Source organism: Candidatus Pelagisphaera phototrophica (assembly GCF_014529625.1).
GTDB lineage: Bacteria > Verrucomicrobiota > Verrucomicrobiia > Opitutales > Opitutaceae > Pelagisphaera > Pelagisphaera phototrophica.
Genome location: NZ_CP076039.1, coordinates 2,809,462 through 2,824,681, shown reverse-complemented (window position 1 = coordinate 2,824,681; position 15,220 = coordinate 2,809,462). Strand labels below are relative to the sequence as shown.

Sequence of the window (15,220 nt, the reverse complement as noted above, 5' to 3'; positions counted from 1 at the left end):
TTTAAACGGCTGCTGGGAATCAAAAGGGTAAGCTGGCTTTTCCAGCAACTTCTATCTTTTCAGAATTTAGACTTTCAATTTTAGATCCATGAAACCTAAAATGTAAATCGTTCGCGGACATTCCGTCGGCTCGGGGCTGGCTAACATCTGCACCGCCTTCCAAAAGTGCATCAATCATATCGATACTTCCGATAACACTTGCCATGTGTAAAGGAGTTTCACCATTCCACTTTGACCCGATGTTAGGATTTGCTCCCAAATCTATTAGTGACGTTAGGGCAGGGAAATTCCCAGTTTTGACCGCGTAATGAAGTGGAGTTTGACCTGTGTCGTCCGTCTTATCAACGCTGAATCCTTTCCCAACAAGTAACCTGATAACTTTGTCGATTTTACCTTCATCTGGCATAATGGAGGGTTCTTTATGTAAGATCGTACTGGCCATGTGCAAAGGGGTGCGTCCGTCTAAACGCTTTGACGCCATGAGTATTTCCGGCTCATCCTTCACGCCTTCGCCTAGTTTTTCCTCGTTCTTCCAGTAACCGAACTGAGTAAATCTGAACTTGGAATCTCGCTCCATCAAGCCACAGACCAAGAAGACAAATACCATAGCAATTGGTGTAAGAGCTGTGCGAATACTAAAACACGATTTTAGCCATTCGACTTCTCGACTCAATGAAAGCGGGAACCTTCTGCCGGATAAAAATGTACCAATGAACGTACCTCTAACAAGGATATGATATGACAATAAACAAATAATAGTGCTAGATAGCAGAACACCAAAAAATCCAAGCATTGGAGAAAGACTGTATTCGCTAAAAAAGTAGTAAGCCAATGTGAATTGTAAGGGAAAGTGGAGAAGATATACCCAGTAAGAGGATTGCGATAGATATCTCCCGATTACATTTTCTTTGTTTGAAAAACTTTTAAATAAAAACACAATCGCAATGACTGTAAACCAGACTGTGTAGGACTTTGCTAAGGAGTAGAGATGCCATTTTAAATCACCATAAAACCATCCACTAAAATTGTACTTGTTTTCCAGAAATGGAAAAGCCCAAGTTATGTTACCGTCTATTTGTGTAGCTTTGAAAAGTGATAGATCTTGAGCCAATATCTCAATTGGAATAGACAAAAGGGCCGAGCTAGTCTGAGTGAGCAGAAAACCAATACCCAAAAACATCGGCATCCAATTGTAGCTTAGATTGTCTATCGCTGAATTTAAAATCTTCGGCGATTTGAACACTAGGTAACCAAAAAAGTAAAATAGCCCAAAAAAGAACATACTGTTTAGGGGGACTCCAACCTGCGGAACGTCCGACCAAGGAGGGCTCAATAGTAAGACAAAGTACGTTATCAGAATTAACCAGTATAATCCAAATTTACTCGATAGCACTTTTTCTAACCAAAAATTGGCTTTTTTCCCAAAACTCGGTAGCTTTGAAAACACATAGTTAAACAAAATCTGAACAGATAAGAAAAGTATCAGGACCTGTAGAAACCAAGTATGCTGAAACCATTGTCCGATGGGCCATTCGAGTCGCAAAACCGTCAAAGGGTCGGATAGATGGGAAAAATACAAACTCCAAAACCCGGGTGCTGAATCATCGTTAATCTTCATTTGTATTGCCGACCACCAAGGTTGCAAAAACAACAGGCAAACTAGAAAAGGTAGAACGATCCTCTTCGTACGATTAGCTATTAGATATTTTAAAGTTTTACGGCTTAAAAGCAAGGCCCCAAAAAAACCAGACACCAGAAAGAACAGCTCCATTCTCCATATGTGTATAAAATCGACCAAATAGTATAAGGTCTTTGAACTTTCAGCGTGCTGTCTGAATGGTGCTAGTGGAAAGTAACAGTAAAAGATTGCTGCATGCAAAACAACTCCAAGAAACATAGCCCCGGCCCTAAGGTTATCCATGAAGTAGATTCGCTCTTCCCAGTTACCTCCACCACTTTTATTTTCTATATTCACCTCTGTCATCTAATCTAAGTTTAAATTTACTATGTAGAACGAGTTTTTTCTTTGCGAAAACCTCAGTTTTCTAGTCGAATTCGAACTACTGACTCAAACGATGTGACGTACATATTTTCCTCCGCGCCATCGAAACATAGGTTGGTCGCGGGACCGGGCAATGGAATCGTGGCGAGAAGTTTTCCTTCTGGAGAGATTACTAGTATTCCGCCGGGGCCTGTTGTGAAAATGTTGCCAGTAGAATGCATTTTCATTCCATCAAACCAGCCTACAGCGTCTTCAGGAAACGGACCGTCGAAGAATAATTCCTCGCTTCCGGTAGCTAAATCAATACGCATCATTTTCGGTTCAGCCATGTTTGAGCTATTGACATATAAAAATGACTCATCGACTGATAGCGCGAGACCGTTGGGAAAGTCTATACTGGACGATATAAGATTCACACTTTTTGCGATTGGATCTAAAACGTAAACACCATTAAAATCCTTTTCGCGTACCTGAAAATCGAATACCATCCGCTTCGCTTCTGGGTCACTTCGAGGTAAATCTGCGAAACCGTAGGGCGGATCCGAGAAGTAAATTAGGCCGTCCTTAGAAATCGCCAAGTCGTTGGGGCTATTATATCGCGATCCTGCGTAATCAGAGGTTAAAGTAGTGTAATTTTCCGGCAGAGGAGCGTCGAGCGGCACAGAAACTAATCGTCTATCGCCATGCTGACAGAGTATCATTTCGCCATCAGTGATCGCCAAACCGTTCGCACCTAGGAGCAAACTGTCAGGATACGAAGGCGAAAAGCCCGTTTCGCCACTTTTAGGAAGGAAGAAGCTAAACCCGTCTGATTCAGACCAAGAGTAGACAGAGTTCGCCATTATATCCGAAAAGAATAATCGTTCGCCTTCGGTATCCCAGACCGGTCCTTCTCCCAAACCCAAGCCGTCCCGTAGCGTCGACAACACAACAACATCTGGAAGAAATGCTGCTCCACTTTGATCGTTAAACTCTACGTCAAGAAGCAGTGCATCTGAATTATGATCGCTTCCGATGGTGAGTTTTAAAGGACAGGTCGCAGCAATTAGAGCGACTTTGATCATCCAAAAATGCTTAAAATTAATCATGATATTTTATTCTAAGGACAGCTGTAAATTAGATATCAACCTTTTCAACCTTTCGAACTACAAGGCCTTCTGGAAAGCCGCCTTCTAGCATGGGGCTAAGCAAGTCACCTATTCCCTGTTCGGTTCTCCATGTTAGATATTTATCGTAATCCGAATGCGAACTCCAGTTCGATAAGGCATAGAAAATCGATTTTTCTTGGTCTTCAAAAATGTCAACGCTTTTGCAGCCCTCGAAGGACCGCGTTTCAACAAGAGCGGAGGCGAGCATTGATTTGAATGCTTCGGCTTGGTCCTCTTTAACCCCGAACTCTGCTATTATTTTAATTTCTATCATACTAAGGTTTTAATTTTTGTCGCCTATCGCACTGAGCACAGTCATGAATGCTATCTCCCATTGTCGGTCCTCCTTCTCAAAATTGGCTCCCCCGGCGGTTGCGGGCAACGCTCTAATCCCGGTTACTAGAACAGGTTCGTTTGTAAATGGTTGGTTGTCTGACATGATCTTAAGCTCAAATATTATTCCGAATTGTTCTGATTGCTATTTTTTCTAGCAGTATTTGTGCCGAAAGAATTGTTTCGATTTGATTTTTCGGGCTAAGCATTGCAAAAACCTATAGCATTTCCGTGCTCATCTCTTCTTCGAAACTCAAAACATACCTGTCCACGTTTCCTTCAATAAATCCATGCCACCCAACGAGCAATTGACTTCTTTCTTCATCGGAAAGGTTCTAATAGAGGCTTGTCTGAATCCCCCCAGGAATTGATGACTCGCCCTGTGGTAATATTTTTATTGTCACCTTCGTACAGTCCCCTTTCCCAAACCACTCCATTGCCCCCGTTTTTTATAGCTGGGATAAATTTAATCTCCAACCATCCAGGGTATTCGGAAACTTTTACTGCTCGGATTGTCCTCTGTGTAACCGCAATGAAATTAGTTCTCTTCGTTGTCTGAATGGCTAAAGCGCTCCGAGAAGTGGTCAATTCTCTACCTTTAATAGTCTGACCCATAGCGTCCAGCCATAGATCCCAACGAGCCTGATCCATTGCCCGGCCGCTTTCCCTTTCGGCAAAGCTTTCGGTTATCGTGTGAAACGTGTGCGTTTTACCATACACTCGTCTCCAAACCCTACGTCTACCCGCCCCAGATTCTTCGTACGCTTGGGTAATGGCGACAGCAGGAAAGTTCCTCGTCGTAACTTGGTGGGGGAACATTATGGGAGGTGAAAAGTTTTCGCAAATTCTCGTCAATATTATTTACTGATCGTTTCATAAATGACACATTTGAAGAGGAATTGAGTTCAACTGAACTTACGCTTTGATGGTACTGTAACAAAATCGTTGATATACGCGGGTGGGAATGCTCGGTGGAGAACATCAATCTACGCTCGACGAAATGGACAAAAGTACTTCCACAATTTTAGTGGAAAAAACAGTCCCATGACAATCCAGATTAGCCTTCAGGCGATATTCTCCGACTAGTTTCCCCGATTTAATCTAATTCGCCGCTCGTAGCTCAAAGAACTAATTTTGCGTAGTTGATTGATGCCCTGAAGAAAAACTAAGGTGCGATACCCCTTGCAAGAACCCATCCGACATAAGACCGTAGCCCCAGGAACCGCAATGCTGTCAAGCCCGAGAGGTGTTACACAAAGCCCAAGGCGTAACCATCAATGGAAAAAGAATGCATTTAAGAATTTTAGCTTGTCTCATTTCAGTTACATTTACCGCGAGAATTGCTGCCAACGATGAGTCAGAGCCGAATGGAATGGTTTTTGTACCCGGGGGAGTTTTCAAGATGGGTGGAGACGCGGGGTTGATGAGTGGCGGGTCTCAGTCCCACGGTACATCATACCCAGTGCATGAGGTATACGTTGATGGGTTTTGGATGGATGAGACTGAGGTGACTAATCAGCAATTCGCTGATTTTGTTCAGGAAACAGGCTATGTGACAATAGCTGAAAGGCAGCTATCCGAAGATTATATTCGGGAAATGAGCCAAGTGGCAAACGCTCGAATCAGAGAGCTAGAAGCCATGCAGCAAAGGGCCACTTCCGAGGACAAAGCGGCAATCGTCAGTGCAATCGAGAGAATAAAGGAAGCATTGAGTTTCGGCGAAACGTCTGGTTCGATCGTTTTCAAGGAACCAGTCGGTGCGCTTCACGGCAGATATGACTATACTCAATGGTGGAGGCTAGTTCCAGATGCAAACTGGCGTTCTCCAGAAGGAGGTGACTCGACTTGGAGAGGCCGAGAGGATCATCCGGTTGTTAACGTGAGTTATGAGGATGCCGAGGCGTATGCTAAGTGGGCGGGTAAAAGACTGCCCACAGAGGCAGAGTGGGAACGGGCTGCACGAGGAGGCTTGGAGCGTCAGCGGTATGTGTGGGGAAACAGCTTTTTCCCAAAGGGAACGGGCGTTTGGATGGCAAACATTTGGCAGGGTGAGTGGCCACTTGAGAATACACGCGAAGACGGATATTTCGGCACCTCGCCGGCGAGAAGCTTTCCACCGAATAGCTATGGGCTTTATGACATGGCCGGAAATGTTTGGGAGCTTGTAGCTGATCTCTACCACCCAAATGCATACAGCATGCGTGCGTCGAGCCAGGTATCGAATCCAACGGGACCGAGCAAGGATTTCCTAGATAGAATCGGTCACAGCGTAACTAGTTACGTATTGAGAGGCGGTTCGTTTCTCTGCTCTGATGATTGGTGTCGAGGGTATCAGCCAGGTTCCCGGCAACTGGCTGAAAGTGACTCCCCGTCAAATCACGGCGGATTTAGGTGTGCTAAGGACGGTAAGGAACCAAAGGATTAGTTTTTGGGCCGAAACTCGGCCGTCAATTGATTGGGACAGCACTTCAAGTGCAGGTGTCGGCCTGATTGGCGACATTTTCTTACGGAGGTAGTTGACTAAAACATAAAGATATATCCAAAATTTTGTAATTGTTTTGTTGATGTTGGGATTTATTATTTAAGTATGATCTCTAGACAAAACGGAATGAGAAAGGATGATGGTATGAGAATGTTAAGGTCAGTTAGTTCAATAATCGTTTCCGCTTCGTTTCTTGTGACGGTCCTTGGTAGTCACCACTCAGATCCGAACGACGAGCAGATAATATTTCTTCTTGATTTAATGGTAGTTGAAGGAAAAGAAGCAGAGGCTGAGGTTCTAATAGACAAACTTGTTGAGAACGTCAAAAAAACAGAACCTGGAACGATCGTTTACGAATATTACGCATCATCTAAAGACAGATACTTCCTGTATGAAGTTTATCGTAATCAAACCGCCGCGGAATTTCACGTCGACAGCTTCATGAAGGGTAATCTAATGCCTGCCTTCGTCGAAACATTCGAGGTGATAACTTTTGAGGTTTTGGGTTCGACGAGTGATGAACTAAAAAAGAAGATGATAGACTTCACTTCTGACCATCGTGCGAAAACGGATGGTTTCAAGCGCTGAGCACATTTCGGTGCGACATTAGTTTGCACGATAGCGAACTTCAAAAGCCCTCAGGACAGCTATTTTTCTTCTGGAAGTTGATTCAGTTTATCAGGATCAAAATCTTTAATCGGTCATCCTCTACTTTTCTCCCAAGCGATGAATTTTTCTTTCCAGTCTGAAGGACTGTAGTTCGGTGAACTTTTGAAAGCATCCAATTCCTTTGCCCATTCTGAGTTCCTTATTTTAGTATCTAAATCTAAGAAGTCCCAGAGCGGTTGTCTGTTTGCGGCCATTTCCATGCTCAATCGATAAGGTGCATAGTCCATCAGGCCGACTGTGTGCTGAAAGTATGAGTCTTCAAGGCGATAGAATCGGGCAAACTCATGTTGCAAGAGCTGGCCTTTGATTTCCACATTTTCAAGTAACGAGAACTCTGCATCTACAAAGACCCTGTGATACATTTCTGAAAAGGCGGCGTCCCTAGCATTTGCTGAGCATTGGTCAATTATGCCAGAGACCCTCTCTTGCCTGATCTCCGATAGAGCAATCCTCCGAGTCTGCTTCAATTCAAATAGTAAAAAGATCAGGCCAATAAGGACCCCGATATTGGCAGTTGCTGTGCTTAAGGTGATAAAGGTGTTTGTTTTCATAATGAAATCAAACTTGGAGAAGGGCCATTAGGGGAGCAATTTTTTCTGGGGCAGTTAATGAGTAACGATGAGAGAGCTGCCTTTCGAATAACTCCCGCCCCCTATCTGATTTCCTGTCATTATCCTGTCATAATCAGTACAGCTTAATGCAGCTAAATGGTAATTTATGTACCTATTAACTCAGGTAAGGTGCTGTCCCCTAGGCAGTAACCGATTTCAAATCCCGCTCTCTCCGCCACCGTTTCCACGGGCGTTTACTTTTTAACGGCCCTGACTAGACGGGTGATGGCCATTTTCGAAAAGTTACGTTTTCGTGCCAGTTCGGTTTTTGACTGGGCAACAACTTTAGCGGGCCCAAACTTCCAACGACAGGTAACCTCTTTTATCGTTCTTAAGAAGTCTTCATGCCTAGTTTCGATAGGTAACCAATCATCTGAAAAATTTCCTGGTAGACCTTGCTTGAGTACATTTTCAAGTAAATAATTTGTAATAAATAAACTATCTAAACCGTAGATAGGGTTGTGGCGTGAAAAGTGGTGAAAATGAAGCTCGTTACGGTGCCCCACATCCTCTCCCTACTCAAACCCACCAACTTAAATTTTAATTTAATGAAAAGAACAGCACTCGTCACAGGATCCAATCGAGGAATCGGCCTAGCTACTGTCATAAAGCTCGCTCGCCACGGGCTTAAGGTATTTGCAGGAATGCGCGATCCGGAGACCAAATCAAAAAACCTTCTCGGTTCTATCTCAGGCGATGACTTAGATGTGGATATTTTAGAACTCGATGTTAACAATGAAGCATCCGTCAAACGCTGTTTTGCTTCAATTGAGTCGTCAGGGGAAAAAGTAGACATCTTGATTAACAATGCTGGAATCGAGAGACGAGGATCGGTTGAAAAATGTCCTATCTCAACTTTCGAGGAAGTAATGAATACCAATTATCTGGGACCCATTCGTTGCATCCAGGCAGCTTTACCGAATATGAAAGAGAAGGGTACAGGATTGATAGTAAACATCACTTCTGTAGCTGGCAAGGTGGCCGCTTCGCCGCTTGCACCTTACACAGCATCTAAATTTGCGTTGGAGGCACTCTCAGAATGCCTCGCTCATGAGGTATTGCCGCATGGTGTCAAAGTGGCGATAATCGAGCCCGGGATAATCGCGACAGACATGGCTGCTGACATAACCAAGGCGAATTACGATCCTGACTACCCACAGCAAAATAGGATGGCGGCCATGTTCGTAGAATCTCTTAAGAGCCCAGCATCGACTCAAATTGTGGCTGACGCTATAGTGGAGATCGTGGCTGGTAAAAGGGAAGGTCTACGGCATCCAGTTGGTCCAGACGCTATCCCGTTTCTTGAATGGAGAGAAAGCAAGTCAGACACCGAGTGGGTGAATTGGCACAATGTTACAGACGAAGAGTGGTGCGAGTCGCTGGCAAAAGACTTTGGAATGAGCGTCAAACTGAGTGGTTAGAATTCTTTATATGAATCCCAAAACGAAACTTTAGATCATCATGAATGACATTTTTATTAGTTACGCACACATTGACGATCAGGTTCTTACCGAAGGGCAAAAAGGCTGGATCACTCAGTTCCATAGGGTTTTGGATGTCCGTTTATCTCAGCTACTGGGAGAGAAGCCCAAGATCTGGAGGGATCCAAAAATACAGGGTAACGATGTCTTTGATGATAAAATAGTCTCTTCATTCAAAGATGCTAAAGTCATGGTTTCGATCATGAGTCCTCGCTACCTTCGCTCCGAGTGGTGCATGAGGGAACTCAACGAGTTTCACGATGCAGCCAGTGAAGCAGGCGGTGTTGTTGTTGGCGAAAAGTCTCGAATCATAAAGGTAATTAAGACTCCGTTTGATTTAAGCGAGATTCCAGATAGGATTCCACCGATTTTAAAAAGTGTGATGGGATTTCAGTTTTTCGAGCATGAATCGGAGACGGGAAGGCTCGTAGAATACGACGAGAGATTTGGAGAGCGTGCGAGACAAAATTATTTTTCAAGAATTTATGATTTGGCCTACGAAATTTGTGATCTGATTAAAGACATCGAGGGTCACAGTGGATCTGAAGATTCCTCAGACGACGCTGAAAACTTCAAGCATGATGGATTAACGGTTTATTTGGCTGAGGTGACATCAGACATCTTGGGAGAGCGAAACCGGATCGCAAGAGAACTCAAAGAGCGTGGCCATCGAGTTTTGCCAGATAAGCAAATGCCCGATTCGGCGTCGGATATTCGATCTGAGCTGTCTTCTTTGCTGGAAACCTGCGACTTTTCGGTCCATTTGGTTGGTGATCGGTATGGCGCAGTTCCAGAAGATGCCGATAAGTCGACAGTAGAATTGCAAAACGAAATCGCTGCAGAAGTGTGTAAAAAGCACGAGCTCGAGCGCTTAATTTGGATTGCAAACAACCTAAGCGAAGACACTAGACAAACAGCCTTCCTAGCGAAACTCGAGGAAGACCTCGATGCACAACTGGGTGCAGAGGTAATCGGCGAGCCCATCGATAATTTTAAGGGCTATCTTTTAGAGAGAATAAATTCCAAGAAAGATGCCGAATCCAGCGAAGTACAGACGCAGGAACCCTCGGGAGTAGTTGATAGTAAATCAATTTATCTTATATGTGACGCGAAGGATGAAGACGCTGTTGAGCCCGTAGAAGACTTTCTTTTCGACCAAGGCTTTGATGTATCGTTGCCTCTATTCGAAGGTAACGAGGCTGATGTTGCAGAAGCCCATCGCAATAAGCTTATTTTTTGCACCTCGGCGATAGTTTATTACGGTGCTGGCAGTCGCTCATGGGTTGAAACAAAGCTTATGGATCTCATTCAAGCACCGGGCTATGGGAGGACTAATCCCTTCGCTGCCAAATGCGTTTTAATAGATGAGCCGGTTGATCGTCGAAAGCTGCGTTTTAGAAGCCATGTTGCGGAAGTCCTCAACTTAACGGAATCCAATTTAGAAACCTCGTTGGCAGAATTCGTTCTGAAAAGTAAAGACCCTAATCAATAAATTTAAAGTGAGTACTTTTAATCCCTTCCCAGGACTTCGTCCCTTCCAACAATCTGAAAAATATTTATTTTTCGGGCGAGAAAAACAAGTAGTTGAATTGATAACACGCTTGCGGAAGACGCGGTTTATGGCCGTCGTTGGTGTGTCAGGAAGTGGTAAGTCGTCACTTGTTAAAGCAGGTGTGCTTCCAGAACTGCATGGTGGGACTATGGCCGCGGCGGGCTCATCATGGGAAGTGGCAGTGATGCGGCCTGGAGGCGATCCTTTAGGGAATTTAGCCAGCTGCTTAATAAATGCTGATCTCCATGATCCAGAGGAAGAAGATATACATTCCCATGTTCGAGCCACTCTCTCAAGGAGCGGCATGGGTTTGCTGGACACTATTGAGCAGAGTGATCTGGAAGAAGATTCGAACTTGCTCCTTGTCGTTGACCAATTTGAGGAAATTTTTCGTTTTAGGCAGCAGAGCAGGGTTTCCAATGAAGAGGCAGGTCATTTTATAACCCTTTTGCTGGAGGCCTCGCAGCAGATGCGGCGCAGGATTTATGTCGTCCTTACAATGCGCTCAGATTTTTTAGGTGACTGTGCTCAATTTAGGGACTTGGCAGAGGCAGTTAACGAGGGCGAATATCTTATTCCTCGTTTAAATAGAACCCAACGCAAAGAGGCCATCGTTGGCCCTGTCAAAGTTGGGGGGTCGGATATATCAAACAGACTGTTGCAGCGATTGTTGAATGACATTGGCGATGACCCAGATCAGCTGCCGATTCTGCAGCACGCTCTCATGCGGACTTGGGAACAGTGGGAGGCCTTTGGAGCTGAGGGGCCTTTAGACCTAGAGCACTATAGAGCTACCGGAGGTATGTCAGAAGCATTGAGTCGACATGCGGACGAAGTCTACGCGGAGCTGCAGACAGATTCAGCAAAATGGACAGCTAGCAAAATTTTCAAAGCTCTGACAGAAAGAGCTGATCAAGATAGAGGCATAAGGCGTCCGATGCGTTTTGGAGAGCTGTGCGAAATAACGGAAAAAAAACCGGCGGAGGTTACCGCCGCCATTGATCCGTTTCGTATTGCCGGTCGAACATTTCTAATGCCCGGTTCAGAAACTGATCTCAAGGCAGACACGATTGTCGATATCTCGCACGAAAGCTTGATGAGAGTATGGACGCGACTCAAGTCATGGGTAGACGATGAAGCACAATCTGCGAAAATTTATCGTCGCTTAGCCGATACTGCTAGTTTGCGAAAAGATGGTAGAGCCGGTCTATACAGAGACCCTGACCTCCAGATTGCTCTCTCTTGGAGGTCAGAAAGCAAACCAAACAAAGCGTGGGCTGATCATTATTTCCCTGGTTTCGAAGAAGCTATGGGTTTCCTAGATGAATCGCATTCAGAGGCCGAGAAGGAAGCAAAAGAAAAAGAAGCTTCTAGAAAAAGAGAGTTGGAACAGGCACAAGCTCTCGCTCTTGCTGAACAAGAAAAGGCGGAGGCTGAAAGAAAACGAGCAGAGGAAAAAGAGAAATCTGCTAATCGCATGAAACTGCTTTCCGTTGGTCTCGCTTTCGCTGGCGTGCTCGCAATCTGCTTTCTAGTTTTTGCTTTAATCGCTAAAGATGAGGTAGAAACGAAGGTTTTGGAGCTCGCAGATAGGAGTGCAGCAACCGCTCATGATCTTTCGCTTCAAGGAAAAAACCTCGAAGCACTAGCGTGGCTGAATGACGCTTGGAACTTGGCGGAAAAGAGTGAAGAAAAGCAGGATCATTACAAAAGCTCAATGTCCGAACTCCTTCAAGAGATACCGATGGTAGCTGACGTTTCAATCTTAAACAAACGTATTATAAAGGCTGGTTTCGATAAAGATCGGAGTGAGTTTTTTACCATTCATCGTGAGAATAATTCACTACACATAAATAATTATAATAGTTCAAATCGACTACTTCTCAATACATTTGAATTACCATTCCCGATTGAATCCGTAAGGGGGATTGTCCAAGTAGACAATCTTTTACTCTTCCGAATTGGAGAAAGAACTCTAAACCTTTATAGCCTGGCCAAAAACGAACTCATACAAAACAGGGTTGTACTGGGGGGTTGGATTTTGACTAACCAAGCTAGGTTATTAGAAAATTCTAACCTTTTAGTTTTGCCATTTATCAATATACAGGCGCGCCCTAGGCTGCACGGGCAAATTGCTTTCGTAGATATAAACTCTGCTGAAACAGTAAGCTATTCGGATACTTTCAATGAGACCTTCGCCCCTTCTGATGAGTTTATCGGATCGATCGCAGTGGATCAAGAAAAAGAAATAATATATATTGGAACGTCTCACCCTCAGGGGAAAGCGGGATCACAGTATCGCAAAGGTAATGTTTACGAATACGATCATGATAAAAGAGCTATCAAAAAAATAGTTCATATAAAAACTCAACACCTAGTAAATCACTTGCAATACGAACCGGAAGATAAACTCCTCGTACTCACTGATGGGACTGACGCAATATTTTCAGGGTTTAATACCGAAGACAATCCAGCATCGATAATTGTAGCTTCGCTCGATGGTTCAATACACCGAAGTTTTGATCTGGAAAGTGCACCATTGCAAATCGAGCTGATACAAGATGGTAATCGCCTTTTGAGCCGTTCTAAGGATAATAGCGTTAATCTTTGGGATATACCGACTAGTTCACTGATGTGGAAAGATAAGTTACAAAGTACAATCAATTCGATGAAAATTTCCCCAGATGAAGGTATAGCTTTATTTGCAACGGATTCAGGACAAATTTTAGGAAAAAGCATCCTCGAAGGTTTAGAACAATTTTCGGCAATTCTCCCAAACAAAGTTTCTTTCGCTGATTTTGAAAAAAACAGCCGGTCATTCATAGGCATAGGTGCCGGTGGCTTAACAAAGCTTTTCGGAATCCGGGAAACAGTGCTAAACCGGATTTACCCGGATAATATTTCGTGCTCTACTACGGCCTTTGGTACCGATGCAGATTCGTTAGGAAACTACGTTTTAGCAGAAGACACAGCCATTGATTACCCTGTCGACGGTTTGGCGATTGACTACCAAACTGAGGCTGAGAATGAATTCGTTGAATTTTCTTTTGAAAATGATAACGTGCCAAGCCATTTTCGAATATGGCGATGGTCAAGCGATATGTCGTCTTCACCCTCCCTTGACACTTTTTCTGAAAAGGCATTGTTTGAAGTCTTTAACGAAGAGGAGGAGTTGGTTCACTCTACCGAGATCAATTTTGAGGACTCGGAACTTTCTCACATGGGGTGCAATCCAGAGGAAGTATCACGGATAAGAATTTCAAATCTAACTGAAAACTTCGCCCGCTTAGGCTTCTCTGAAGTCGCTTTCTTCAAAGAGGATAGACTCAACGAGTACAAGAGCCCTGAGGAAGGTATAGCGAGCTTTCTCAAGGTAAATTCAGGTTACGAGGTAAATGCCGAAGGTCGACTCGCTGTTGTAGGAGATTCAGAGGCTATCCATTTGTGGAAGGAAGCGGATTTCGAAAGCGTTAATGATATTTACCGTGATGATAAAAATACTATTTCCAACTCGGCTAAGGCTGCCTTTTACCAGCAAGATCTAACCGCTTTCTTGGCATCTATTAAGCACTTACAACAAGATAACACTGACGCTGAGATAAATCAGATGTTGAAGGTTGCTAGTTTATCAAAGGGTAACCAAATTCCTCTGACAGAAAAAATAGACTTAAAGCTTCTCGAATACCTAGAAAACGAGGACAATCCTGCCATCTCCCAGGAGCTGTTAGCCAAATTAGCAAATCAAGTCACAGAATCGGGGGGTGCTTTAGATCTACTCTACCGGTATGCTTGTGTTCCCGATTTTTTTGGAGATGGATTCGTAGATGTACTTTTAAATGTAAACTCTCCGAAATCTAAATACGCTAGTCTTAACTTCCCCGAGGATATATCTTTCTCCGATGGATTTACTTTAGAATGCTGGATAAGGCATGGTAACAAAGGGCCTTTAATTAATAAGGGCGGAAGCTTTGAAAATGACGGCTTTTGCTTAACGTTGATTAATGGCAATTATCGCTTCGAACTCCAAAATACCGAGACCAAAGAAAAAGCGCTTTTAGATATGCCGTCGGGGAATGGCAGAGATTGGAATCATATAGCCCTTACATGGGATGCTTCAACCAAGGAAATGGCGATCTTTTCAAATGGTGAAAAAAGCTCCCAAACGTTGTTGTTTGAAGGCCCAATTGGCGTAAACAATGGTATACCTCTAATGCTTGGGAGGGCACCGACTAGACCGCACATAAGGTCTTTGAATTCAGCATTTAGCGAACTTCGTATATGGTCAGTTTGTCGAAATGAGAAGGATATTAAAGAGAATTATAAACGGAGAATTGAGGAACAGCAATCCGGCTTAGTTTTCAGGCGGAGTTTTTCCCAAGAAAACATCGATTCTGAAACTAAACAAAAATTAGACTACTACGAAAATGTCGATTGGCTTTCATCGAATAATTTGCCGTTTTCACCAACTAAATATATTGCGTTGGGTAATTCGAAGGTGACGGACAGGCAATTAAGATACTCCCTTGTTGCAATTGGAGGTTTGGCACTGCGGAAAGGGGACTTCGAAGAGGCAATAGATTTGCTCGAAAGAGCTAAATATTCGGGAATGAATCGCTCAGCTTCCCGAATTTCACCATCTCTAAATTTACTAGACCGAATGAGTTATATCAATAGATTTTTACTCGGCATAGCATACCTCAAGGCTGATCGCTTGGACGAAGCCGATGAAATCGTATCTGACGATATGCTGGTCCAAGGTGATTGGGAGAATCGAAACCTAAGAAACAATGGCGATCTTCGAAGGTCACTTAATTTACACATTATTGGGGCACTGCGGGAAGAGTATGCTCGGGAGAGATCTCGTATGCAGCTTTAGCGCATTCGATACCGTTGATTTTTAAAGTTGGGTTTTCTTACACACATAAATCGAGAGTTTTTTCAT

General features: G+C 43.8%; 11 protein-coding genes. 5 read left to right on the top strand and 6 right to left on the bottom strand.

Annotation, left to right across the window (positions count from 1 at the left end; genetic code table 11):
* Nucleotides 1-19: 19 nt before the first annotated feature.
* The 5 genes from GA004_RS12150 to GA004_RS12130 form a co-directional block, all read right to left on the bottom strand.
* Nucleotides 20-1,984 (bottom strand): acyltransferase family protein, encoded by a 1,965-nt coding sequence (locus tag GA004_RS12150; RefSeq protein WP_283394135.1) that lies wholly within the window; start codon nucleotides 1,982-1,984, stop codon nucleotides 20-22.
* Between the two features lie 53 nt (nucleotides 1,985-2,037).
* Nucleotides 2,038-3,090: an SMP-30/gluconolactonase/LRE family protein gene (locus GA004_RS12145; RefSeq protein ID WP_283394134.1), complete on the bottom strand. Its 1,053-nt coding sequence runs from the start codon at nucleotides 3,088-3,090 to the stop codon at nucleotides 2,038-2,040.
* 28 nt (nucleotides 3,091-3,118) lie between these two features.
* The gene (locus GA004_RS12140) at nucleotides 3,119-3,424 is read right to left on the bottom strand and encodes a putative quinol monooxygenase (RefSeq protein WP_283394133.1); all 306 of its coding nucleotides are present in this window, start codon (nucleotides 3,422-3,424) and stop codon (nucleotides 3,119-3,121) included.
* Nucleotides 3,425-3,433: 9 nt separating this feature from the next.
* Nucleotides 3,434-3,589 carry a hypothetical protein gene (locus GA004_RS12135; RefSeq protein WP_283394132.1) on the bottom strand — a complete coding sequence of 52 codons (156 nt, stop codon included), beginning with the start codon at nucleotides 3,587-3,589 and terminating at the stop codon, nucleotides 3,434-3,436.
* 215 nt (nucleotides 3,590-3,804) lie between these two features.
* On the bottom strand, nucleotides 3,805-4,302 hold the full coding sequence (locus GA004_RS12130) for a hypothetical protein (protein ID WP_283394131.1): 498 nt from the start codon (nucleotides 4,300-4,302) through the stop codon (nucleotides 3,805-3,807).
* Nucleotides 4,303-4,771: 469 nt separating this feature from the next.
* Between GA004_RS12130 and GA004_RS12125 the strand changes: the two genes are divergently transcribed.
* Complete coding sequence (locus GA004_RS12125; protein ID WP_283394130.1) at nucleotides 4,772-5,908, top strand: formylglycine-generating enzyme family protein; 1,137 nt, start codon at nucleotides 4,772-4,774, stop codon at nucleotides 5,906-5,908.
* A gap of 162 nt (nucleotides 5,909-6,070) precedes the next feature.
* Nucleotides 6,071-6,553, top strand: coding sequence for a putative quinol monooxygenase (locus GA004_RS12120; RefSeq protein ID WP_283394129.1), 483 nt, complete (start codon nucleotides 6,071-6,073; stop codon nucleotides 6,551-6,553).
* A gap of 113 nt (nucleotides 6,554-6,666) precedes the next feature.
* Here the strand turns inward: GA004_RS12120 and GA004_RS12115 are convergent, their stop codons facing one another.
* On the bottom strand, nucleotides 6,667-7,185 hold the full coding sequence (locus GA004_RS12115; protein ID WP_283394128.1) for a hypothetical protein: 519 nt from the start codon (nucleotides 7,183-7,185) through the stop codon (nucleotides 6,667-6,669).
* Between the two features lie 608 nt (nucleotides 7,186-7,793).
* Between GA004_RS12115 and GA004_RS12110 the strand changes: the two genes are divergently transcribed.
* From GA004_RS12110 to GA004_RS12100, 3 genes are read left to right on the top strand one after another with little or no spacing between them, the layout of a single operon-like run.
* A complete protein-coding gene (locus GA004_RS12110; protein WP_283394127.1) occupies nucleotides 7,794-8,666 on the top strand; it encodes an SDR family oxidoreductase in 873 nt (290 codons plus the stop codon).
* Nucleotides 8,667-8,706: 40 nt separating this feature from the next.
* The gene (locus GA004_RS12105) at nucleotides 8,707-10,218 is read left to right on the top strand and encodes a TIR domain-containing protein (protein WP_283394126.1); all 1,512 of its coding nucleotides are present in this window, start codon (nucleotides 8,707-8,709) and stop codon (nucleotides 10,216-10,218) included.
* A 7-nt stretch (nucleotides 10,219-10,225) separates the two neighbouring features.
* Entirely contained in the window at nucleotides 10,226-15,154 is a 4,929-nt protein-coding gene (locus tag GA004_RS12100; RefSeq protein ID WP_283394125.1) for an nSTAND1 domain-containing NTPase, read from the top strand.
* Nucleotides 15,155-15,220 lie beyond the last annotated feature (66 nt).

Coding starts and splice junctions, on each gene's coding strand:
- GA004_RS12115 (WP_283394128.1), bottom strand. CDS start 7,185: ATGAAAACAAACACCTTTATCACCTTAAGCACAGCAACTGCCAATATC.
- GA004_RS12135 (WP_283394132.1), bottom strand. CDS start 3,589: ATGTCAGACAACCAACCATTTACAAACGAACCTGTTCTAGTAACCGGG.
- GA004_RS12130 (WP_283394131.1), bottom strand. CDS start 4,302: ATGTTCCCCCACCAAGTTACGACGAGGAACTTTCCTGCTGTCGCCATT.
- GA004_RS12140 (WP_283394133.1), bottom strand. CDS start 3,424: ATGATAGAAATTAAAATAATAGCAGAGTTCGGGGTTAAAGAGGACCAA.
- GA004_RS12105 (WP_283394126.1), top strand. CDS start 8,707: ATGAATGACATTTTTATTAGTTACGCACACATTGACGATCAGGTTCTT.
- GA004_RS12145 (WP_283394134.1), bottom strand. CDS start 3,090: ATGATTAATTTTAAGCATTTTTGGATGATCAAAGTCGCTCTAATTGCT.
- GA004_RS12110 (WP_283394127.1), top strand. CDS start 7,794: ATGAAAAGAACAGCACTCGTCACAGGATCCAATCGAGGAATCGGCCTA.
- GA004_RS12120 (WP_283394129.1), top strand. CDS start 6,071: ATGATCTCTAGACAAAACGGAATGAGAAAGGATGATGGTATGAGAATG.
- GA004_RS12150 (WP_283394135.1), bottom strand. CDS start 1,984: ATGACAGAGGTGAATATAGAAAATAAAAGTGGTGGAGGTAACTGGGAA.
- GA004_RS12125 (WP_283394130.1), top strand. CDS start 4,772: ATGCATTTAAGAATTTTAGCTTGTCTCATTTCAGTTACATTTACCGCG.